Source organism: Bacillus chungangensis (assembly GCF_030812995.1).
In the GTDB taxonomy this organism is placed as follows: domain Bacteria; phylum Bacillota; class Bacilli; order Bacillales; family Bacillaceae_C; genus Bacillus_CF; species Bacillus_CF chungangensis.
In genome coordinates, this window is the sequence record NZ_JAUSTT010000003.1 from 65,175 (window position 1) to 90,213 (window position 25,039).

Below are 25,039 nucleotides of genomic sequence, written 5' to 3' on the forward strand. Positions count from 1 at the left end.
GGTGCTTTACACAAAGTTTCTATCCGAAGACTTTATTTCTTCATTGTAAAATGGGGTGGATTCCCCGCCAAAAATTTGGTACTTCTTCATTTAAATTATTGATCGTATCATTTTTATTTGTTTGATATAGACACATCTTCCCTCCAGACTTTAGGAAGATGTGTCCTTGAACTATACAACCAATGTTCTTTAAAGTAATGATAATTGATTATTTTAATTTCACTAGACTGTAGTTCTTTTTACCTTTACGGATAATAATAAATCTTCCATCGAATGAGTTTTCGACTGTCACATCAGTATTTAAATCATTCACTCGTTCACCATTCATTGAAATGGCTCCGTTCGTAATATCTTCTCGAGCCTGACGTTTAGATGGTTCAATGCCTAAATCAACTAACCAATCAACGATATTTTTTGTTTCTTTGGAAGCATGGAAAGTAGGCATGTCTTTAAACCCTTGCTCTATTTCATCTGCTGTTAATGATTTAATATCCCCACTAAATAGAGCTTCAGTAATTTTTAGCGCCTGAGTAAATGCTTTCTCACCATGAACGAATTTTGTCATTTCTTCTGCCAGAACTTTTTGAGCTTCACGTTTATGCGGTTCTGTCTTCACTTTAACTTCTAATTCATCAATCACATCTTTAGTTAAGAATGTGAAGAATTTCAAGTATCTAATGACGTCAAGATCATCTGTATTAACCCAAAATTGGTAAAATTCAAACGGCGTTGTTTTCTCTGCGTCTAACCAAATTGCTCCACCTGCAGTTTTACCAAATTTTGTACCATCTGCTTTTAATAACAGTGGAATGGTTAATCCAAATACTTTTGCTTCTGGACCTTCTTTTTTACGAATTAAATCTAAACCACTTGTAATATTTCCCCACTGATCACTGCCACCAATTTGTAATTGAACGTCTTCTTCTTTGAATAAATGATGGAAGTCCATGGATTGTAGAATTTGGTATGAAAACTCTGTGAATGAGATCCCACTATCTAAACGGCTAGCTACAATATCTTTCGCCAACATGCTATTAACACTGAAGTTTTTACCGTAGTCACGTAAAAAATCTAAAATGCTGACGTTATGTGTCCAGTCGTAGTTGTTTACCATTTTAACTTCGTTATTGTTGCCAAAATCAAATAATTTTTTCATTTGAGCTGTTAGTTTATCAACATTATGCTGTACTTGTTCTAACGTTTGTAATTGCCGTTCTGTTTGGCGTCCACTTGGGTCACCAATTGTTCCAGTTGCTCCTCCAATTAAAATAACAGGATGATGACCTTGTAATTGAAAACGTTTCATCATCATAAATGGAATTAAATGCCCGATGTGCATACTGTCACCAGTTGGGTCAACCCCACAGTACAAGGAAATCTTTTTCTCTTCAACTAGTTTTCGTAATCCTTCAGCATCTGTTTGTTGATTAATGGCACCGCGCCATTCTAACTCATCAATAATATTCATACTTTTCCAACTCCTTTAGTTTTTAGTTTCCCATACTTTAAAATACGCTGGTAAATAAAAAAAACGCCCTATGTCTAATATAGACATAGGGACGATTTTTAACCGTGTTACCACCCAAATTGTATTAATAGTACTAAAAAAACTATTAATACCTCTCTCAGCAATAGTATCGATTGCTACTCCGCTTAGCGTTACCTAAGATACTCCAGAGTGTAATTCACAAGTTTGTTTGTGCTAGGTCACATCAACCCCTAGCTTTCTGGATAACAGTGACAACCTTGCTACTGGGCTCTTTCAACGTATATCTCGTATAAGATTAAGGTCATTATAGTGAATAAAAATATACTTGTCAATAGCTTTATAAAATTTTAGTACAATTTTTATTATATCCCTATAACTACTATATCTAAAAAACTTTATATTTCAACATTCTTTTTAAAATCATTTTGTACGGTTTCAAGTAAAAATTTATTTAGTCTAAGTTCCTCTTCGATACAAAAGATCGATTTATGTGTTTGATAAAATATTGAAAAAATGTCAAGGTGCATCTATAAAGTTTAATCATATAGCTATACTTCTTGTCCCCCTTACATTTTTTAATAAGGTTTCCTTATCTTTGAGACCCAAATCCAATCGAAAAAAAATCTCATTTATAGAAAGATCAGGGGGGATTTGACTCGCTAGTTAGATGTAAATAAAATAGAGAATACGATCATCTGACTTCTATTATTCATAAAACGAAGATATTTTCTAATAAATAGACGTACCTTTTTTTTCATAAAATGGGATATCTTTTTTTCTGGTTATCCCTATTGTTTTACAATTTCTCTTATTGAGTGACCAAATACTTCATAATTAAAACTGACAATCATAAAAAACTTAATATAAAGACGGCATTTAATGACTCGTGTGGTTACTTTATCTTACAGAAGCATTCATACGTTTTTTGCTCTCATTAGTCTTTCTTTTCCTTCATACGCTTAAAAATAATATCATACATATCATTTCCATGATATAGTGATCGTTTCGTACGAGAGATGGTTGCTGTACTTGCACCTGTCTCTGCTTCGATCTGACTATAGGTACTATCATTATAAAGCATTTTAGCTACTTTAAACCTTTGAAACATTGCTTTGATTTCATTTACTGTACATAAATCATCAAAAAAAGAATAACATTCTTCTACTGTTTCAAGTGTTAAAATTCCTTCAAAAAATTCATCTAACCCTTCTCCACGTATCTCATCTATAAGCATATGTCTACCTCCGTTACCCACAATTTCTTCCATCTTAATTAATTTAATACATAAAAGTATTAAAGCGTGATTATAAAAATTCCCTCTATAAAAGTATTTCAACAACAAGATAAACTTTAACTTTTACATATACTTTCTCCCTGTAAGCCTATTTTTATCCGTACTCACGATTAGTGAGCCAAGAAAGTATTGCGCTCTTTAGAAAGCTTTATTAAGGTAAATAATTGTTGTGTTTTCTTACCTTTAGTATTATATCATTATTGTCTTTTGTTGAATTTATCTATATATCGAAAATTATTGTCAAAATTTTGTCTTAAGGCAACTTAATCTTTTGTGTAAAATTTATATATCGTGAAGAAATAAACCAACGGAAAATATTCTTGGAGCAGTAATCGTTTCTTACTACTACCCCAAGCTAATACTTATATTGTGTTAGGTAGATTTTTTTTCTCTTCCAAAAAAACCAAGCAGCACATTCATGGTTGGAGCAACTAAACAGAAGATAGCAAAAGGCAAATATTCCAATGTAGAAACACCTAATGTACCTGTAATGAATACACCACTGACCCCCCATGGAATAAGTGGATTGACGGCTGCTCCAGCATCTGCCAATATTCCTGAAAGTTTTTTGGAATTTAACTTTATTGCCTCGAATTGAGATTTAAAAGCTTTACCCGGCAAAATAATGGATAGGTATTGTTCTCCAAGAAGAACATTAATACCAATAGAACTTAAACCAGTCATAAGGATTAATTTTCCCTTTGTACTGACAAATCCGAGGATTTTTGAGATTAACGTTTCAATAATTTTTAATTCTACTAACAGTCCTCCTAATGATAAAGCAAGAATGATAAGAGATACGGACCACATCATACTTTGCATCCCACCACGAGTAAGTAAGACATCTACACTTTCTACACCTGTATTAGAAACAAATCCATCTTGCATAAGATTAGCTATTTGAGCAAAGCTAGTGTGCGGATAAAATATATAATGAATTCCAATTGTAAAAATAATGCTTAGGAGAAGAGTTGGAATAGCAGGTACCTTTTTCCAAGCACATAAAAATAATACTAACACTGGTATTAATGTCACAATTGAAATGGTAAAAGAGGAATGCAGTGTATCTACTAATTCATTAATATTACTTCCAGTTGATACCACTTTTGTTTGTCCAATGAGTACAAAAAAGATTAGTGAAATAACGAAAGAAGGAATAGCAGTCCGCATCATATTTCTAATATGTTCAAATAAATCCACCTCTGCTATAGCAGAAGCTAAATTAGCTGTATCAGATAAAGGTGATATATTATTACCTAAGTAAGCACCTGACACGATAGCCCCGGCAGTCATGGCTAGGTTAAAACCCATGATATGCCCCATTCCTAAAAAAGCAATACCGATAGTTGAAATTGTTGTAAATGAACTACCTACTAAAATACCCACAATTGCACAAATAACAAAGATAGAAGGTAAAAAGAATTTTGCAGATAAAATTTTAAATCCGTAAATCATAATAGTTGGAATCGTTCCCGCTGAAATCCAAACACTTATTAAGACTCCAATGAGCATGAAAATAATGATAGGTATCAAACCAGGTATAATCCCATTTTGAATTCCCTTATGAACAGTATCCCAAGAAGCACCTTTAATCTTAGCAAATAATATAACAATACCGACCGAAATTAAAATAGGAATTTGAGGAGGCAGGTCTAAACCAATAATACTAATTCCTATAATTGTTAATAATATTACTAAAAGAAAGATGCTTTCTTTTAACGTTATATCTTTTTTCATTTTGGTAAACTCCTTATCATTATTAAATTATCTCACCAAATTTCTTGCGAGTTGGGGCTATAACGTCCATCGTCATAATGCCGATCTCTTTCACATTTGGAGGCATTAGCACGTTGGTTGATTAAAGTAAAAAAATGAAAAATGTCATGAGTTTATGACGATCATGTTACTATGGTACAAACAATATAGAAGAGGTGGTAAGTGTTAGAATTTCCACTTTGTTGTTAAACATACTCATTGTTATATATTTGGAAAAAATGTGTAGAAAAAAATTCTTGGACAAGGAAAAAACTGAAAAAACTAGATGCCATGTTCTAAGAACATGGCCAATTAAAGTGATTTACTGGTTTTACAGGATCATTTTGGAAATAATATATTTTTACACAAGTTTTTTTTATAGCAGCACACGAAATAAGCTGCTTTCACATAAAATTATTATTCCAAAAAAATATAAATGTTGCTTATAGGAAAAATAACTATTGTTTATAATCCACTTAGCGTTGATCCGCTTTATTGTATGCTCCGTGCCAAACTGGTCCAACGAATTTATTAAAAGCAAATCCATATTTAATTCCTTCGGTAGTAAAAGCTTTTGCTTTTGCTACTGCTTCTTTAACGGAAAATCCTTTTGCAAGTCCAGCTGTAATAGCAGCAGCAAACGTACATCCAGCACCGTGATTATAATTCGTATGAATCTTCTCTGCTTCATACAGAGTAAACTCAGATCCATCGTATAGTAAGTCAATCGCTTTATTATCTTCTAGTGTTTTTCCACCCTTAATAACAACATTTTGGGCACCAAGGTCAATCATTTTTTTCGCTGCTTCTTTCATGTCATCCACTGTACTTAACTTTTTCATATTAGATAATTGACCTGCTTCAAATAAATTAGGTGTTACAATAGTTGCTTTCGGTAAAAGAAGCTCACGAATAGCTAGTCCATTTTCTGGTTGCAATGGTTCATCTTCTCCTTTGCATACCATAACAGGATCTATTACGATATTCTTCATTTCATATTTATCAATGACGTCTCTTACAAGCTTTATAATATCAATAGTGCCCAGCATCCCTGTTTTCATTGCACTAAGTGGACCACCAGAGAAGATCGTTTCCAGTTGCTCACGAACAAGATCTGTATCAACAGGGTGTACATGGTGATTCCAGTTATTACTAGAGTCCATTGTTACGATAGTTGTAATGGCAGTAAAACCAAAAGTACCGTATTCTTCAAATGTTTTTAGATCTGCTTGTAGGCCTGCTCCACCACTTGAGTCGGAACCAGCAATTGTTAGTACCTTTTTTATAGTCATTTTTCACACTTCCTAAATTGTTCTTATCTATAGTATTAAATAATAATGACGTTTAAATTCATGTTTACTTAAAATAAATTGCATGATTATTTTTTATTTTCTGTAATAATACAAAACTATATGTTATGTTTTTCACAAACTTATGCATGTTGATAATCGATACTACTAAACTTTCGAATTAGATGAATAAGAATATTTAAAAGGAGTAATTATTCAAAGGCTTTTTCAATTAATGTCGATTTAACAGTTGAGTTTAGTATTCATTTAATACTATATAAAGATAGAGTCTAATTCTCTTTAAGGAACAAGTGTTGCACTTATCAAAACTGGTTGTCAAGGAACATAAATCATTACAGCTAGTGCAAGTTATCACAAGTGGTAATCTAAAATTTATCTATAAAGATGAAAACAATGTTTAATATGGAGTGGCGGGCATGATATCTCATAAAATACAAAACCTTTACTTTTCGGATCATACCCGCAAAGCTCCAACTATTAAATTATAGTATAGAACTAAATTATTTTACTATACCATAGATCGTTTCAAGTTTTTCTTGAATAGCTTTTTCAATCTTGCCTGCATATTCCTCAAAAACATCTTTGTCATAAGCATATGGAGACAATGCACAAGCACGTAGTATTGTGACTTTACCTTCACGATCCCATTCTTCTTTGCTAAATCCTAGGCTTTGAACATATGGCAATGGGCTGTTTCCATAGTCAGGAATTGCAAAGTCAGTATGTGAAGTAATGAACTCATTGCTGTATAACCCACCTTTAACGTAAGAAGCTTGGTTAAAGAATTCATTATTTAATTTATTCATTTTTTCTAAATCAGTATTTCCTTCTTCATTAAATACATAGTCAACCATATTGAAGTCAGGCTTTGTTAATGGGTAAACATTGATTGTTTTATCGCCAACTTTAAATTGCTTTCCTTGCAAGAAGTGATAGAAACGGTAAGCTCCTTCAATACTTGCTCCGATTAATTTACCATAGCCTGTTACGTTTAATGGCAATACTTTATGCGCTGTCCAAACTGCTGCTGCAGTGGCGCCTGCTTTAGATCCTTCAAGCATATATGCACCAAGTAAAGCTGGTATGTCTGCACCTTTTTCAAATACATAAGTTGCGAAATAAGAGATAACGTCACGCATTCTAATGTCTTTAACGACAATACCACCAGCAGAATATGGGATGTAACCCATTTTATGTGGATCAATTGTAATGGTCTCTACTTCACTCATCGCTTTGAAAGAATGATAAATATCTTCTGTGAGCCATTCGTTTTTCTCAGTGAAAATATTCCATTTCTCATATACTTCCTCAATTTTATCGTAATCGATGAATTCATTGTTTTCATCTAAGAAGATAGCACGAGCATATCCACCATAAGCTGCATCTACATGAATATAGAAATAAATCCCTTCTTTAGCTAATTTTTCTCGTAGTGCTACCATTTTGTCGATACGGTCTACTTGACCTTCTTCAGTCGTCCCAATGACCCCAACTACACCAAGAACTGGAATGTTTTGCGCAGCCAATTCGCGAATTTTAGCTTCTAGCTTATCGATATCCATGCGGTAATGCTCGTCCACATCGATCGCTTCTACACTGTCAAGGCCTACACCGATTATATCGGCAGCTTTTAACCAAGAATAGTGTTTTGTTTGCGGAATTAACCATTTCCCTAATTGTTGAAGGTGTTTACCGCTGCGTGCAGAGTGAGCTTTCACTTCATCAATTTTTTCAGGAATTTGATCTAATATATCTAGAATTTCTTCTGTAGACATATTTAACAATTCCCATTCCGTTTTGCCTTCTACAAATTCAGGAGCTACTTCTTTAATCGCTAAAGGAAGAGACTTCATGTTTCGTGCATACCAAAGACCTTCAAGGTTAGCGATAGAACCATCTGCACAAATATGTCCCCAGCTTTCGCCTTTTTTATAGCCCATAAGTGCAGCAAATTCATGTCCAACTTCTTCTTCCATTTGTGAAGTACCTGGTGAAGATTCATAAGCTACGTTATTACCGTTCCATAACATTGCAGTTGTATAAGCAATAATAGAAGGCATTAATGTTTCAGAGTTCATATGTCCCCAGAAACGGCCTGCTGTATGCCATGGAAGTGAGTTTGTACGAAGTTTAGAAGATAACACATTAAATACACTACGTACATGATCAGCAGTTTCATTGAAACTTTTTGAGCTTTTATCTTGTGGAGTAATAACTGGCAAATCTTGTGGCTGATAGTTTTGACGCCATCCCACATGTTCATCGATCATTTTTAATAATAATTCTTTAAATAAATCAACGTTTTCGCCTTTACTTCCTAAAAATAAAGCTTTTAAGTTACGTTCTTGAAGTTCATTTTTCATTCTCTATTCCTCCAATTATTATGCTAGATTGTCTTACTCAAGACAATCCTTCTCCCTAGTTGCATTTTTACTAAATGATTGATTATTAGTAGGTGCCTCTTTTTTCCACTCTGGTTTTTTACATTTGTTAATAATGAGAGCGATACCAATCATCACGATTGTTGCTACTACTTGATAGATAATATAGCCAGTGTATTGACTTGGGTCTAAAATGGATGGTGGTATCAGACTGACAATAAGTGTAATTACCACACTAATCAAAGATAGAATCGAAACAAACCACATTAATCCATTCCCTTTACTACCTAATCTAAATGGTCTCTTAATTTCTGGCATTTTATAACGCAAGCGAATAGCTGAAATAGCAATTAATGCATAAACAATACAATATAAAATAGTTGTTGTAATGGTAATAATTAAGAAGGCACTGTTCACATCTGGAACAACTACGTACAAGAAAGATACTAAAGAAATAACAATCGCTTGAATCAAAACAAATGTGATTGGAATGTCTTTTTCAGTTCTTTTTTGGAAGAATCTAGGCAAGTTTCCTTCATCAGCAACTTTGATCATTGATTTACTTGGTCCAAGCACCCATGCACTTAGTTGTACTAACACCCCTATTAAAATCATTAAGGAAATGATATTAACGAAGATAGACGGAATACCTAAGTCTTCACAGAAAATCATGTACGGTTGTGTAATATTAGCTAGTTCTAATTTCCCTAACGGCACTGCGTTAGAAACAGTTAATCCAGCAACAATATTAAATATTACCAATAAAATAACAGAAGCGATAACAGCAATTGGATAGTTGCGTTTAGGATTTTCAATATTGTTCGCATGCACGGATGAAATTTCTACCCCTGCGAAAATAAAGATAATTCCTGATAAATAAGTTAAACTGCCTAAGTCTTCAAAATTAGGAATTAAGTCGCTTGGTTTAAAATTCCCTAAATAGCTATTTGGTTGAATGCCATTCTTGATCAAATAGATGACACCTAGAATGACGAGAATAACGAATGGAATATAAACACCAATAACTGCTCCCCAATTACCAGCTATTTTAACCATGTCAAATTTAAGATTTAGTATTGTGACACTCCAATAGGAGATTAAAATAACCGCAAAAATAAAGTAATTGTTGGAAGATAGTCCTGGTTGATTAATGACGTAACCAAATAGAACACCAACTGTTGAAGCAACCATTACCATACCAAAGAACATTTGAACCCATAATAACCATGAGGTAACAAATCCCCATTTTTCACCTAACGCATTTTTCACCCAAACTTGAGGTCCACCTTCTTCAGGCCATCCGGTAGAAAGTTCAGCTGACATTAATGCGATAGGCAGGGCAAATAGAACCGCGGCAATTAACATGTAGAAAATTTGAGTCCATCCTGTAATAGCAAGTGTTGGCACACTACGTACAGTACCAAAGAACGCCATCGTAATACCGATCAACCCAAAAAGTGTTAGCCTTTTTGTTTTAGCCATAAATATATCCTTCTTCCCTTATTCAACTTTGAACTGAACTAATAGTCTAATTTTCAAGTAACTGTATACCTAGGATGTAGATCTTAAAAACTAGACAAACTTCTAATTGATGAATGTATACGTATTCATCCCTTTCTCTTAATAGCTAAATTTACTTGATAAATAGTCTTTGTTTAATATTTCACAAAAACATCAAAACCAAAACTATTTATAAGTAATTCACTCCACCATTCTTTAAATTTAATAAATAGAGAAATACAATATTTTATTATTATTTGTGAAAGCACTCACAAGTTAACTTGCAAGTTTAGTTTACGCCTGTATTTTTGTTTTGTCAATATCTAATTTTTTATTGATATTACAGACTTTAATAAGGTTTATTAAAATCTTATTATTCAACGGATTAACGCATTGTTTGATTTATTAATAAATCCATTAAACCTTTAATGCTTTTATAAATAAAAGCATTAACCTTTTAAAACCATCCTGTTTAGTATGTTTTAATAATTTAAAATTATATTAAACACATATATATACATACTTATATTTTTTTGAAATAGTTTTTATCGTTTTATTTTTTCATAAGAATTTGTATTTAATGACTAAAAACTCGAAAGTTTTGTCTTAGCGATTGGAATTTTAATTTTATTAAAATATCCATATCTGTATATAATATATATTATCTGAATAATGAGATGTATTAATTTGTGGTCAACTATCACTTGTGGAAAAAATAAAACGGAGACATACTCTTATAAACAATAGATTTATCCCCTACATTTTGGAAGTATTTAATGCTAAAAAAAAGACGAATATCTAATAGATATTCACCATGATTGACTTCATTATACCTTTTTTGATTTTTTAATCTCTTAACAGTCATATTTTAAAAGTTGCTCACTCGAAACCACTTGATAGGAGTTTTCGTTTAAATATGTTCTTTGTAACCTATTCGACAATTCGTTAAATTCCTCCTCGTATTTGTATTTTTATCATTCTCTTCGAAATTTTCGTACTCTTAGACATCTATGAATGAGTACAAATAAAAGTTCAAAGTTATAAAAAGGAAAATCAAGCCCTCAAGAGCCTTTCCCAAAAATAAACTTAAAGTTTTCATAAAAATTACAGGATAAAAACTACTCTCTCTATTTTCTTTACAAAATCATGTTTCATCATCTCTTCTCCTTTATTCATAGCTGTGTCAAAAAAGCTCTAAGCATAAAAAAATCGATATTAAATTTTTAGTTTATTATAAACACTTAGTAAAACTGTTCTATATCACTTATTTATCGAAAATTACATTTAAATAATCCCCATGTCCTCGAACTAAGTTGACTTGATCTTTATAAGAAATCCAAAAGTAACGAAATATTAAACCATCTTCGCTGCCGCCTCCAGTTGGATGATGTGTCCATTGATCCGCAACATTTTTCACATTAATTTTATAGAAGTAACGTTTATGAATAGTACCATCATCATATTCCCAAAGATCCTTTGCAATTAGTGACTCAACCTTAAAGTCTTTTAAACCTGTCTCCTCTTTCATTTCCCGAATAACAGCATGATAAGGATCCTCTTGATCCTCTACCGTGCCTTTTGGAATTTGTATTCCCGCTTCAGCTATTGGATGCTGAAATACTAATACTTGCACTTTTCCCTCTTCTAATCTTGTTACATATCCATATGCTTTTCTTACGTACTTCATCATTATCTCTCCATTCAATTTAAAGTTTATAATCATTCATTTTGTTATATAAAACAACTAATCATTTTTTATATTGAAGCGGAAGGCATTTAAAGAAAAAAGTGTAGAATGTAACCCTACTCTTTTAGAAAAGTTGATTATATTTAATGTGAAATTACTCCTTATTCTGAGATAGTTTAACAAGAAAAAGAACTTGAATCAGAAAAAAAGTAAAAAATGGTAATACACTTAAAGTCCATATCATCAGGAATCTTAGGCGTAAATCATTTATCGAATATTCGGTTCGAAAAAAACGACTAAATCCATGATTCGATCTAGTCGTTTTTTCTCATGCTTTTTTTTCTTTTTTTTCATTACGAATCGAATCGGTTAGCGGATTTCCGTGCAGTTTTTGTACTTGAAAAAACAACAACAGAACCCTTGGCATACATATTATAAACTGTTTTTTTGAATCAAATCTTGATACCAATAAAAACTTTTTTTGCGAATACGACGCATGTCTTTCAAATCAAATTCATCTCTATTAACATAGATAAAGCCATACCGTTTGTTGATTCCTTGATGAGTGCTTACCAAGTCAATTGCGGACCAAGGACAATATCCGAAAATTTCTATTCCATCGGTAATCGCCAATTGAATTTGTTCGATATGTTTTCTTAAAAACTCAATTCTGTAGTCATCATTTATCGTATCATTCTCTTCCAGCTTATCATATGCCCCCAGACCATTTTCTGTCACAATGAGCGGGAGATGGTAACGGTCATATACTTGGCGCAATACTGTTCGGAATCCAACAGGATCAATTTCCCAACCAAAATCAGTTCTTTGTAAATTATTGTTCACAGATCCGCGATAAAAACCTGGTTCTCCTACTGTTTCATGTTGATCGCCAGTGTGGGAATAATCCCTTTCATCTCCTAAACTTTCTGCTACTGTTTGGGAAGTATAGTAATTAAAAGCAATAAAATCCGGTTTTGCTTGTTTTAATATTTCCATGTCACCATCTTCCATTGTTGGAGTATATCCCTTCTCTTCTAAATAACTCCAAGCCACAGCTGGATACTTCCCATAAACTGCAACATCTAAATACAGCCAATTACGAATGGAAGCATATGTATCCGCCGCTAAAATATCTTCTGGTTTTGAAGTTGCAGGATAAATCGGAGCAACATTTGGCGCAGGTCCAATCTTTGCTTCTGGAAGCATTTCGTGGCAAAGTGCCATCGCCTTTGCTTGCGCAACTAACATATGGTGATTTTGTTGGTATAAATCCTTTTGCGGATTTTCTAAATCCGTAGCCTCCGTCCCAATTGAACTTCCATGTAAAATAATCATATTTTGCTCATTGATTGTTAACCAATATTTCACTCGATCGCCATAATGAGTGAACAATATTTTTGCATATTGTTCAAAAGCGTCAACTGTTTTGCGGTTAGACCATCCGCCTCTTTCCTGCAATGAATTCGGCAAATCGAAATGATACATGGTAACAATCGGTTCAATTCCATGAGATACCAGTTCATTGATGAGTCTATCATAAAATTCAATTCCTTTTTGATTTGCTTCCCCATCTCCATTTGAATAAATACGTGTCCAGGCAATCGAGAATCGATAGGTTTTGAACCCCATTTCTGCAAATAAAGCAATGTCTTCTTGATAACGATGGTAATGATCACTAGCAATTTTATAATCTGCTACGCCTTCTACATGATTCGCTACGTCAATGACAGATACTCCTTTTCCATCTTCATTCCAAGCTCCTTCCACTTGATAGGCAGAAGTTGAAGCTCCCCAGAAAAAATCTTTTGGAAAATCTTTTAATTTTTGATGTTTCATGTTCATTCCTCCATTTATTTAATGACTGTTAATGATATATCTTCTGTACTGATTTCAGGTAAATCTGTATCAATGACATCTAAATATTGATTTATATTGGTAATGATTATAGGAGTTGTTAACTTGTACCCGGCTGCTTTTATTTTTTCCATATCAAACTTTAGCAATATGTCTCCAAGTTTTATTTTATCTCCTGTTTTAATATAAGGGGTGAAGTGTTCTCCTTTTAACTCCACTGTATCCAATCCGACATGTATTAATATCTCTGTACCATTGTCAGATGTTATTCCAATGGCATGATTTGTTGGAAATAGTGAGGTAACAGTGCCATCAACCGGTGCCACTACTTGTCCTATTGTCGGCTCAACAGCAATTCCTTTCCCCATTGCTCCTGAAGCGAAAACCTCATCTTCAATTTCTGATAATTTCTTTATTTTTCCAGTCAAAGCGCTATAAATTTCTTCACTCTGCACAACTTTTGGTTGAAATTCAACTTTTACATCTGTTTCGCCCTTTGTTTCTTGTCCCACACTCTTGCTTTCAAAACCGAAGAAATAAACCAATGTTGACGCTAATCCAAAAGTGATAAGAATACTGATGACATAAGCTGGCAGCGGAGAATAAACTGGCAATGAGAAAATGTTATGGAATACATAGGCATTCATTGTCACTCCGAAAAATCCATTAATCGCTCCACCAATTGCTCCTGCTATAATTACCAGCGGAATTGTACGTTTGTATCGTAATATCAAACCATAAACAATCGGCTCTGTAACCCCTGCTAATATACCTGTTAAACTAACTGAACCAGCTAGTGTGCGTAAATTTTTGTCATTTTTCGCACGTAAGAAAATACCAAATGCGATTCCTATTTGAGCGAATACAGCAGCAGCTGCCATTCCTTCAATTGGGTCACCGCCCATCATCGTAAGATTTTCAAGGGTAATTGGAGTGAATCCCCAGTGTAATCCAAATATCACCATGAATGTCATTCCTCCACCAAGAACCATCCCTGCTAATATACTGCTTTTGGAAATAAGCCATGTTACGCCACTAGACAGTGCAGTTCCGACATACGTTCCGAATGGTCCGAATGCAATAACGGAAAGCGGAACCATGATCATCAAAGCCAGCATTGGTACCACAAATAATTGCAGATCTTTATGAATAATTTTTTTCAATAACTTGTCTACTAATGAATAAATCCCTATTGCAATGAAAATCGGGAACACACTGGCTGAGTAATCGACAAGAATCACTGGAATACCCAGAAAATCAGTTGATGCACCTGCATCTAAAAGAGATGTAAGATTAGGCTCTAATAAAGCTGCACCAATTACTCCACCAACATATGGATTCGCTCCTAATTTCATAGATAAGGTAATTCCTAAAAAGATTGGCAAGAAATAAAAAACCGCATTGGCTGCTGCCGATAATACTGCAAAGGTTCCGGATTCATAGCTCAATACGCCAAATTCTGTTAAGATAGTGAGTAGTGCCTTTAGCATACCTGACCCTGCTAAAGCTGGAATGAGCGGTGAAAAACCACCGGAAATGATTTCAAAAACCTTCGATAACAACGAAGATTGGTTATTTTCTTGTGAAGAATCTGACTCACCGGAAAACTTACCTAATTCCATCAGTTCACGGTAAATGTACGGAACTTCACTTCCTACTACAACTTGGAATTGTCCGCCGCTTTCCACAACGCTGAGTACGCCATTTATCTTTTTGATTTCTTCTTTCCTTGCTACTTTGTTGTCTCTTAGTTTAAATCGCAGTCTCGTAGCACAGTGCACCAAACTAATGACATTTTGTTCTCCACCTATCTTTTCGAGTATTTCTTCTGCTAATGCTGAACAATTCAATTTGATCCCTCCTGTATATGTAAATAGATTCTCAGCTTTTGCTAAGATATATAGAAACTCCTTATTTTTTAGGAAGTTTTTTCAAAGATGTTCATTGTAAAGGAAGGTTCTGTCCGGTTCATCGGGAATAAAAAAGACCTAAATAGATAAATAGACTATGAAATACACAATCTTATTTATCCATTTAGGTCACGCCTGCCGAACAGTAACGATCCTATTTGCTTAAGATAAAGTTCTTGATGTGACACGATGAATATGTAGTGTTAAATACAACATTTCATCTGATGACACGATCCATCTGTATTTTTCTTTTAAAAAGTCTTTGATGCGTAATGCACAAGCATAATCATTGTCATACTTTACTTTGACAGTATCTAATAAGACGTTATCGGTTTCCATCACATTCCCCGCCATCTGACGCTTCACAAAATAACGGAGATGGGTAATAAAGCGGGTGTAATTAAAAGAATCTTTTTCTATTTCAATTTGGTAATGATAAAACATGATATCTAAAATTTTTCCAATGATATCCGTACACAGAACTGTTTCTTCCATTCCGTCAGATTCTACCTGCGCATTCACAAAATGCAAAGCGATAGATGCCGCCTCTGATTTCAGGAAAGAAATACCAGTTTTCTCCTGAATAATTTTTAGCGCTTGTAAGCTAACCTGATACTCCTTCGGATAAAGCTGCTGAATTTCCCATTGAAGCGGACTTTTTAAAAAAGCATCATCTTTCGCTCGCTGGAGCATATAACTGATGTGATCCGACAGCGTTGCTAAAACATTTTGGTTTAGCTTCTGTTGCAACTCACTTTCGGCAAATTGGATTATTTCATCTGCTAATCGAATATCCTCCTCAGGGATATGCGAAAATAACTCAGAAAATTTCCCTATGTTGCCGTCTCCACTATTGAAATCAAATCGCTTCTCTATCAATGATTCATCAATTGCATCTTTTGGAAACTTTTGAAATCCGATTCCTTTTCCCATGAGAATCGACTCTATTCCCTGGCTGTCTACCACAAGCACAACATTGTTATTGAAAACTTTTTTTATGATCATACGTTATCACTTCACCTCTAAAAATTAATCAGAGTAGAAAAAAAGACCTAAAATAACTATCATAAAGACGACATAGTCCGCCTGTAAAATAGTTTATTTTAGGTCACGCCTGCTTACCAGTAACGATCCAGTTCCACTTTTCAATTAACTTTATGATAACCCTTTCTTATATTTGTGTCAATGGTTTTTTTATCACTATTGAAAAACATCATATGTTCAGTTCATCCGAAAGATTTCATCCATCGCGCTTACTTTCCTGTTAAAAAACATCCTATGTGTTGGTTCCTTTCAAAGAAAAAAATAAAACATATCCTAGTCGCTGTTGAGAAAATATTAAATTCGGTTGCAAAATCCTCCAAGCTTTGATAATCAGAACACAGCTTTGCACCTTTTTTCAATTTAAACCGCGATAGTTCCAATTCGTTTTCGCCTATTTCTGTTTTCTCATCCAAAAATAGTTCGGTTCGGTATCCAATAAAATCTAATTCCTCTTCTTTCTCCGTTGCCAATTAAATCTGTTTCATCTTGAGGAATTTTTGCACCGTAAGTCTCTGCTGCCTATTATTTGTCGGATTGCTGCCATATCTATTATATGAATCTTTCGCTGTCCACTTTGTTTAATATAGCCTTTCTGTTGAAATCCTGAGAGTTTACGGCTTAATGTTTCCTGAGTTGTCCCAAGATAGGAAGCTAGGTCTTTTTTACTCATCGGAAGCATGATCTCTGTTTTCCCATGAATATCAACAAGCTCCATTAAATAAGAGGCAACTCTAATCTCAGCATCTTGGGAGCTCAATTGTGACACTAGCTTTTCTGCAGACTCTAAGCGACTGCTCAACTCTTCCAGAACCTTTAGAGAAATAGCCGGAAATTGATATAAGAGTTTTTGAAAATCGTTTCTTTCAATAACACATATTTCTACGTCCGTCATTGCTTCTGCAAAACTGTTATGTTTATTTTTTGTGAAAAGTGAAAGCTCCCCTAGGAAATCACCTGATTCCATCGTTCGTATAAATTGCTCTTTTCCAGACTCAGTCAGTCGGAAGATTTTCACTTTTCCTTTATGGACAATATATAGATGGTTTTCAGATTCCCCAGATCGAAAAATGATCTCTCCTTTCTTATATTTCTTACTATTGCTTAATTCTACGATTTTTTTCATTTCCTCTTCTTCCAGATGATTGAAAATAGGAACGAGCGATACACACATCTTTTTAGATGAACTCATGATAAGCCTCCTTCGGAATTTGATTTTTTGTCGTCGACAGCTAACATGGGAACTTCTGATGCATTCAGCAATTTTTTATTTGCACACATCTAACCAGCAGCAAGTCTCCATCTAAAAATCAGAAGCGTTAAGTGGAAACTTGAGAGAACCTCCTACTGATAGAATTCTTACTTTATTATTTCTTTCGCTTTTTTATAACGAACTAACCTCATTGCATTTATAGTAACAAAGAGAACACTTAATTCATGAATCAACATACCAGAAGCAAGGAATACTTTTCTCATCATCACTCCGAATAAAAGCAATACGACAGTTCCAACTGCAAAAAACATATTTTGTTTCATGTTTCTAACAGCCGTTTTCGCGAGTGTGTAAGCATAAGGTATGCTACTTAATTTGTCAGCCATTAATACAACGTCCGAAGTCTCCATTGCTGCATCTGTTCCTGCACCGCCCATTGCAAAGCCAACATCTGCAATTGCGATTGCTGGTGCATCATTAATACCATCTCCAACCATTGCTATTCGATATCCTTGCTTTTTCAACTGTTTGATCTGATTCACTTTGTCCTCCGGCAACATTTCTGCGAACACTTGATCCACACTTAAACCTAATTGCTGCGCAACTTTCTCTGCTGCATGTTTATTATCGCCCGTCAATATATACAGCTGTTTGATTCCATTAGCTTTTAATTGTTTCAGTGTGTTCGCTGCTTCAGGTTGAATTTGATCAGCAATCGAAATGATTCCGGCTATTTGTTGATTAATCACGATAAAAATGGCTGTATTTCCTTTTTTCTCTTCATTAATGGCGTATTTTTCTGTTAGTTGATCGAGATGGATAGCGTTTTTGCTCAGTAATTTTCTATTCCCAATAATGAAGGCTTGGCGATTAACCATTGCATAAAGCCCTTGCCCTTTTGCAACCGTAAAAGTTTCAGGCTGATGTTCTAAAGATATCCCCCTATTTTGTGCCTCTTTTACGATCGCTTGTCCTAAATAATGTTCAGAAATTACTTCCGCTTCGGCTGTTAACTGTAAAAGCAAGTTTTCATCTATTCCGAATGATTTAATATTTGTTACTTCTGGCTTCCCTTTCGTCAAGGTTCCTGTTTTATCAAAAACAACAACATCGATTTTTGACAAGTTTTCTAAGATTTCGCCGCCTTTTATTAAGATGCCGTTTTTAGCACCATTCCCTATTCCGGCAACAATCGAAACCGGTGCAGAGATGACCAATGCCCCAGGACAGGCAATGACTAGAAACGTAAGCGTCAGTTCGATATCTCTTGTAAAGATATATACAATGATCGCTAAAACTAAAATGGCTGGTGTATAGATATTTGCGAATTTTTCAAGGAATTTTTGTGTTTTTGCTTTTGATTCTTGTGCTTCCTCCACTAATTCAATCATTTTGGCAAATGTCGTGTCTTCTCCAACCTTCTCCGCTTTGACTTCGATATAACCATGATCAATTATTGTTCCACTAAATACTTGATCATGTATCTTTTTATTGGCAGGTACAGATTCGCCCGTTATTGCAGCTTCGTTAATAAATGCCTGTCCAGTTACAATTTTTCCATCTATTGTAATTTTTTCACCAGAATGGATAACGATATGATCTCCTTCCTTTATTTCTTCTGCTGATGTAATCACTTTTTCCCCATTTTTTACAACAGTTGCTTCAAGAGGAGCCATATCCATCAAGGTTTTTAAGGAGGACCTCGTCTTTTTTAATGTACGAGCTTCAAGATACGCACCGAACAAGAATAAAAAAGTTACAGCCGCAGATTCTACATATTCACCGATTAGCAAAGCCCCAACTACGGCGATAGTAACAAGCAATTCAATACTGAATGCTCTCAATCGAAGCGATTGCATTGCTGTCTTTGCAATTGGGAAGCCTGCAATAAATGTTGCGATTATGAGAGCAGATTTTTTAAGCATTTCTAAATCGAATAAATTAAAAACAAATGAGGCGACTAATAATAATCCGACAACGAAAACGATTTGGAATTTTTTAATTTTACTCATTAATCTCTCCTCTCCTTCCCGCTTTCAAACAGACCTACTCATTTACTATTTTCGTGGCTAGTATTGAGAAGCCTAATTCCTCGATTGTTGTAGACAACTCTTTCAATGTTACCGCCCTTTCGTCATAGCATACTTTTACCTTACTTGAATGAAAAAGGACTTTTACTTCTTTCACTCCTTGCTGCCTATTTAAAGTCTTTTCAATTTTTTTTATACAAGACGGACAAGTTAGTTCTTCTAATTGAAATTTCGCTGTTTTCATTAAAATCTTCTCCTTTATCTTTATTCTATTTTGATTTTAAGATAGGAGTGAGATTGATTCCTTGACGTATGTCAACTTTCTGTCATTTCTTCTAGAGTAAAAATAGATAGCATTTCTTATCAACAGAGGTTTCAGAAATCATAAAGACCGTTCCTTTATGCATTGGGATTGATTTAACTGCAAAAAAAATATTGAATTAAACCATTCTTAAAGGATTTTTAAATAAGTGTAGAGAAACATACTTTAAGATCGTTTAAGGAGGAGAGGATACAGTGGTTAACATGATGGATACTTGGTTTACAGTGGAAGAAATAGATCATGCTACTTTCGCTATTAGCGAATACGGTCATTGGGAAAAAGTTCATTCCTATTTACTACTAGGGAACGAAAAGGCAGCGTTAATTGATACAGGTCTTGGTATAGATAATATTAGAAGAATAACGGACAAACTCACAGATTTACCTATTGTTGTTATTACTACGCATGTGCATGCTGATCATATAGGGAGCCATCATGAATTTGAAACAATTTATGTTCATGAAGCTGATGCCGATTGGTTAATTAATGGGATTAAGGGATTATCGCTAGAACAGATTAGAAATGACATAGCTCGCGATATAACTAAACCTACACCTGTTACATTTAATCCACAAACATATAAACCATACCAAGGAAAACCTACAGGTTTGTTAGCCGATGGAGATGTAATCGATATAGGAAATCGTAAACTAACTATTTATCATACCCCAGGTCATTCTCCTGGTCACATATCTATTCTAGACAATAAAAAAATGTATTTATTTACAGGCGACTTACTTTATTCCCAAACTCCGGTTTATGCGTTCTATCCCTCAACGAATCCTGTTGATTTGGTTAACTCTTTAGAAAAAATATCTAAAATCAAAGGAATTTCTAAAATCTTCGGAGGACATAATGATTTAGGACTTGAGCCTAGCATACTAGCAGAGGTAAAAAAAGCAGTTGCATTTCTTAGAGAACAAAATGTAGTAAGACACGGAACAGGAGTACATACATTCAACGGCTTCAGCATCAAGTTTTAACTCTATCAAGTAACGAGATAAAGATTAGATAGAAGGGAGTTTAAAACACCTCCCTCTATTTTTGTAAACCACATCACTAACTTACTGCTTTGCAGTAATAATTACGGTGAAACAATCATTTTTCTGCTTCGTGCATTGCAGCTTTAAAACGCATCATCTTGGGAAAATTGGGTTTTGAATATGATATTCAGTAGGTGGTTCTGTCTCCAATAGGTGTTTGACAAAATAATCCCAGCGGCGGCGAATAAAGTAAACATCAGCAGCAATACCATGATGACGATTAGGAATAAGTAAGAAATCAAAATCCTTATTCGCTTTTATGAGTGCATGTACCATACGTATCGTTGAAGCTGGGTGCACATTATCATCCATATCACCTGTTGCTAGAAGCAATTTCCCTTTTAAACGATCGACAAGACGAGTATTATCCTGCTCTTGATATAATTCTGAATCGAATTTTCCTTGGAATCGTTCTCCCCAAGAAGCTAAGTAGAAACGTTGGTCATGATTCCCACAGCCTGCTACTGCTGCCTTATACGTATCAGGATAAGCGAGTATCGCCCTAGCTGCTCCATAACCGCCTCCAGATTCACCATAAATGCCGACACGATCTCCATCTAGAAAAGAATAACGTTCCGTTAGCTGCTTAATGGCAGCCACATGATCTTCTAAACCTGCAGCTCGTTCCAGCCGCCCGTTGGAATAATCATGAAATGCTTTCTCTCGATAGGGGGTGCCTCTGCCATCCATTAAAATAACAGCAAAACCAAGCTGGGTAAACGTCTGTGCTCCACCTGTTAAATCGATTGGCTCAATATGCATTTCTCCACCCCAAGTAAATCTTTTCGGTGTTTGAATACGCTGAGGACCGCCATAAATATAATCTAAAATCGGATATTTAGTATCCGCTTCTACCATAGCTGGACGTATCAGAATACCATATAAATCTGTTATTCCATCTGCAGCCTTTACTGTGAAACGTTCTGGAATTTGGTATCCTTTTTTCAAAAGATGTTCAATGTCAGCCTTTTCTAAATGACGAACTAAACTTCCATCTGTTCTGCGCAGCACCGACATAGGCGGCAAGTCTACACGTGAAAAGGTGTCCACAAAATAGTGGTAATCCGGGGAAATAAACACATCGTGTTCAGCATCTTCAGGCGTCAAAAGCATTAGCTCTGTTCCATCTAGCCGCACTCGATAAAGATGTTGATAATAAGGATCACGTCCGGGCTCTTGACCTCCAGCAGTAAAGTAAACCCATCCTTTCTCTTCATCAACTGATATGAGGCGGCGAACAACTAATGAGCCAGAGGTAATCCGATTTATTAATGCTCCAGTACATCCATCATATAGATAGAGATGAGACCAACCATCTCGTTCAGAATGCCAAATGAAGTCATTTCTTTTACTTAACCATCGTATATTCATTTCACCAAAACCAAGATTATATAAGTCAGTAAACAGAAAGGTTTCGCTCTTTTCCTCAAGTAGTGTAAGTGCTTTGCCGGTATTGCTATCCACCACAACAAATTGTACAGACCGATAATCTCTGGACATTCTGATAAAATAGAAGCTGCTGCTGTCATCTGTCCAAAAAGCGGTCTGAAGCTCTGGGGTTAGTGGCGACATAAGTCCAGTAATAACAGGTTCCGTCTCTATCGGAATCATACATCCTTGTTCAATATCGAAAACCACAAATTTAACTTGAGGGAGGTACTTATCACCAGCTAATGGATAACGGTAAGCATGTACTTCGGGTGCCTTCGTTTCATCTAAAGGATGAGATTGAAGAAGATGCATAGTGCGAACTTTCCGCTGATCTAATCTATGTGTCAATAACTTTTTGGAATCAGGCGACCACAAAACTACTGGCGGTAAGTTTTGATGATACAATCTTTCAAAAATAGCACTTGTACGTACTTCTGGCTGCGTTCCATAATCGTAATAAGGTTCACCATCAACCGTGAGCGGTTTTATCTCTCCTGTTTTCACGCAGCGCAAATACAAATTATTTTCCTTAACAAAAACAGCCCAGCTTCCGTCTGGAGAACAGGACTCATGAGGTGGAATTTCTTTAGATGGTTTACCCTGTCTGCATTCATATTGGTCTAAATGACAAATCCAATTTGTTTCGTCTACTTTAAATTGAATGGCTCGCCCTTCGTTGACATAACTGTAAGAATCAAATGGAAGATGTTCAGGATGATATACATGTCCTGTTGCTTGTGAGAGACCATCTGACAGCTTCACATGATCAAATGCGGGTTCTTTAGTATTTCTCACCGGATCGACTACTACAAATTGCTTCCCCTTTTCATTCCCTTTGCGCACGTCTCTCCGATACCAAAAACGTCCTTCCTCCCCAAACCAATGCGGCATCAATTTGCCATTCAATACATCCTTCACTGTATTCCAAGCTAGCAACTGCTCGGCACATTCGTAATGTTTATGTGTGATTGTTGAGTACACTTTTATCACTCCTTCTAAAAATTAATATCGTTAACAACATTGTTAACGATATTAATGTTAAATCAAAATATATCCTTCGTCAACAATAAAATTGATTAAAAATAGTTCACTTTTACACAAACCCATGGGCTTTCTTGACATTATGGTTGTTCACATATATGATTAACAACATTAAATATCCTGTTAACGATAAGGAGGACTATGATGTCTGATCTCCAAAAGCTTCAAGATCAATTTAGTCAAGAAATGGATAGGTTAAGTGATGATGGAGGCAGTTTAATAACTGGACGCCTTTTTTCTCTTTTATTGTTTTCGCCTAAACCGTTAAGTTTGCAAGAAATGGCTGATCAGCTTGGCGTAACAAAAGCAGCAGTAAGTATTCGAATTCGAGAATTAGAGAAAAGTGGATTGTCTATGAAAATCTCTAGAATTAGTGATCGACGTGATTACTATCAGGTAGCGAATAATTTTAGCTTAGTTCTAATGAAAACATTCTTAGCAAAAATGAATCAATTTTTATCATGCACCCAACGAATTTTACAAGACTGGCCAAAAGAATCATCAATTTCTGAAGACCAGATTGAAACTTATCATGTATCTAAAAAAAGATTAGAGGATTTTAGGTTAATTTATGAACTGTTTTTTCAACGCTTAGCAGGAATAGACAAAGAATGGGAATTAAAAAGGAAAAAATTCCATGATAATTAAAAGGATATTTTAATTCAAGTTAGTATTTATAATATTGAACAAACATGCCAAGAGTAGCCTGATCATTTTCTTTAAGTTTGAGGTCTTATTATATTTTATGCAGCTTCGATTCATAATCCCTTCCCTTACCACTTAGCTCTGTCCTTCACAATCTTTGACATGTAAATTACTTGGATTTTATGATTAACTAGCATAAACTAGGAAATGTGAATGATTACATGACAACTCAAGACGGAGTTTCAACAAGAAAAGAGGGAATATGCTTGGATATGTTAAAGGAAATAAAAAATGTAAAACTTGAATTAACAAGATTTATGATGACATATAAATTTGCTTTAGACGAGATGAATACTAAAATTAACATTTTGAAAGAGGAATTTCAATATGTACATGATTACAATCCGATTGAACATGTAAAATCACGATTAAAAACACCTGAAAGCATTTTTAAAAAGGTGTATCGCAAAAACCTTGACGTATCGCTGGAATCTATCAAAGAAAATATAAAAGATATTGTAGGAATACGCATTATTTGCTCCTTTATTTCCGATATCTATAAGTTAAGCGAGATGCTTCAACAACAGAAAGATATCACCGTAATCGAATGCAAAGATTACATTCAAAGTCCAAAGCCTAACGGCTATCAAAGTCTCCATTTAATTTTAAAAATACCTGTTTTTATGTCCGACAGGGAAGAGCATGTATACGTTGAAGTTCAAATCCGAACAGTTGCCATGGATTTTTGGGCAAGTACGGAACACAAAATCTATTATAAATTTAATAAAGATGTGCCTGAAAGATTAACGAAAGAATTAAAAGATGCCGCAGTTCTAGCAGCTGATTTAGATCGAAGAATGGAACAACTTCATAAAGAGGTTAGTGAAATGAAGGAAAAAGAAACTTCTGAAAATGATCTAAATGTGCTTCAAATTAATAATGAGAAATTTCATTTGCCAATAGGATTATTAGATTCATTTATAAAGTGAAACTTCCATGAGTGGGGGTTTTCTCTTATCCCCCACTCATAGAAGTAGAACAAAGGCTAAGATCGCGGGCGTCCTCGAAAAAGGAACCCGCTTTTTCTTCATTG

General features: G+C 34.7%; 17 protein-coding genes and 1 other annotated feature. Of the genes, 3 read left to right on the forward strand and 14 right to left on the reverse strand.

The features are described from left to right. Window positions 1–208 precede the first annotated feature (208 nt). From tyrS to J2S08_RS03505, 13 genes are all read right to left on the reverse strand, one after another. Complete coding sequence (gene tyrS, locus J2S08_RS03445; protein WP_307226700.1) at window positions 209–1,468, reverse strand: tyrosine--tRNA ligase; 1,260 nt, start codon at window positions 1,466–1,468, stop codon at window positions 209–211. A gap of 84 nt (window positions 1,469–1,552) precedes the next feature. Next, window positions 1,553–1,775, reverse strand: a binding site (T-box leader). Between the two features lie 648 nt (window positions 1,776–2,423). Continuing rightward, window positions 2,424–2,723, reverse strand: coding sequence for a YerC/YecD family TrpR-related protein (locus tag J2S08_RS03450; RefSeq protein ID WP_307226702.1), 300 nt, complete (start codon window positions 2,721–2,723; stop codon window positions 2,424–2,426). 432 nt (window positions 2,724–3,155) lie between these two features. Then, a complete protein-coding gene (gene nhaC / locus J2S08_RS03455) occupies window positions 3,156–4,520 on the reverse strand; it encodes a Na+/H+ antiporter NhaC (RefSeq protein ID WP_307226703.1) in 1,365 nt (454 codons plus the stop codon). A gap of 494 nt (window positions 4,521–5,014) precedes the next feature. Beyond that, entirely contained in the window at window positions 5,015–5,830 is an 816-nt protein-coding gene (pdxK, locus tag J2S08_RS03460) for a pyridoxine/pyridoxal/pyridoxamine kinase (protein WP_307226705.1), read from the reverse strand. Window positions 5,831–6,348: 518 nt separating this feature from the next. After that, complete coding sequence (tdc, locus tag J2S08_RS03465; protein WP_307226707.1) at window positions 6,349–8,211, reverse strand: tyrosine decarboxylase; 1,863 nt, start codon at window positions 8,209–8,211, stop codon at window positions 6,349–6,351. A 33-nt stretch (window positions 8,212–8,244) separates the two neighbouring features. Beyond that, window positions 8,245–9,711 carry a tyrosine-tyramine antiporter gene (gene tyrP / locus J2S08_RS03470; RefSeq protein ID WP_307226708.1) on the reverse strand — a complete coding sequence of 489 codons (1,467 nt, stop codon included), beginning with the start codon at window positions 9,709–9,711 and terminating at the stop codon, window positions 8,245–8,247. A gap of 1,282 nt (window positions 9,712–10,993) precedes the next feature. After that, window positions 10,994–11,416 (reverse strand): NUDIX hydrolase, encoded by a 423-nt coding sequence (locus tag J2S08_RS03475; RefSeq protein ID WP_307226710.1) that lies wholly within the window; start codon window positions 11,414–11,416, stop codon window positions 10,994–10,996. A gap of 432 nt (window positions 11,417–11,848) precedes the next feature. Continuing rightward, window positions 11,849–13,252, reverse strand: coding sequence for a glycoside hydrolase family 1 protein (locus J2S08_RS03480; RefSeq protein WP_307226712.1), 1,404 nt, complete (start codon window positions 13,250–13,252; stop codon window positions 11,849–11,851). Window positions 13,253–13,266: 14 nt separating this feature from the next. Next, window positions 13,267–15,120 carry a beta-glucoside-specific PTS transporter subunit IIABC gene (locus tag J2S08_RS03485; RefSeq protein ID WP_307226714.1) on the reverse strand — a complete coding sequence of 618 codons (1,854 nt, stop codon included), beginning with the start codon at window positions 15,118–15,120 and terminating at the stop codon, window positions 13,267–13,269. A gap of 222 nt (window positions 15,121–15,342) precedes the next feature. Then, window positions 15,343–16,185, reverse strand: coding sequence for a BglG family transcription antiterminator LicT (licT, locus tag J2S08_RS03490; RefSeq protein WP_307226716.1), 843 nt, complete (start codon window positions 16,183–16,185; stop codon window positions 15,343–15,345). 520 nt (window positions 16,186–16,705) lie between these two features. Next, complete coding sequence (locus tag J2S08_RS03495) at window positions 16,706–17,413, reverse strand: Crp/Fnr family transcriptional regulator (RefSeq protein ID WP_307226718.1); 708 nt, start codon at window positions 17,411–17,413, stop codon at window positions 16,706–16,708. Between the two features lie 167 nt (window positions 17,414–17,580). Continuing rightward, on the reverse strand, window positions 17,581–19,446 hold the full coding sequence (locus tag J2S08_RS03500; RefSeq protein WP_307226720.1) for a heavy metal translocating P-type ATPase: 1,866 nt from the start codon (window positions 19,444–19,446) through the stop codon (window positions 17,581–17,583). A gap of 34 nt (window positions 19,447–19,480) precedes the next feature. Beyond that, window positions 19,481–19,708, reverse strand: a complete 228-nt coding sequence (locus J2S08_RS03505) for a heavy-metal-associated domain-containing protein (RefSeq protein ID WP_307226723.1) — start codon at window positions 19,706–19,708, stop codon at window positions 19,481–19,483. Between the two features lie 281 nt (window positions 19,709–19,989). Between J2S08_RS03505 and J2S08_RS03510 the strand changes: the two genes are divergently transcribed. Beyond that, window positions 19,990–20,769, forward strand: a complete 780-nt coding sequence (locus J2S08_RS03510; protein ID WP_307226959.1) for an MBL fold metallo-hydrolase — start codon at window positions 19,990–19,992, stop codon at window positions 20,767–20,769. 153 nt (window positions 20,770–20,922) lie between these two features. On the opposite strand, the gene J2S08_RS03515 is transcribed toward J2S08_RS03510, so the two are convergent. Then, window positions 20,923–23,241: a S9 family peptidase gene (locus J2S08_RS03515; protein WP_307226724.1), complete on the reverse strand. Its 2,319-nt coding sequence runs from the start codon at window positions 23,239–23,241 to the stop codon at window positions 20,923–20,925. Window positions 23,242–23,445: 204 nt separating this feature from the next. On the opposite strand from J2S08_RS03515, the gene J2S08_RS03520 reads away from it, so the two are divergent. Continuing rightward, window positions 23,446–23,949 carry a GbsR/MarR family transcriptional regulator gene (locus tag J2S08_RS03520; RefSeq protein WP_307226726.1) on the forward strand — a complete coding sequence of 168 codons (504 nt, stop codon included), beginning with the start codon at window positions 23,446–23,448 and terminating at the stop codon, window positions 23,947–23,949. 269 nt (window positions 23,950–24,218) lie between these two features. Next, window positions 24,219–24,935: a GTP pyrophosphokinase gene (locus J2S08_RS03525; protein WP_307226960.1), complete on the forward strand. Its 717-nt coding sequence runs from the start codon at window positions 24,219–24,221 to the stop codon at window positions 24,933–24,935. Window positions 24,936–25,039: the final 104 nt, after the last annotated feature.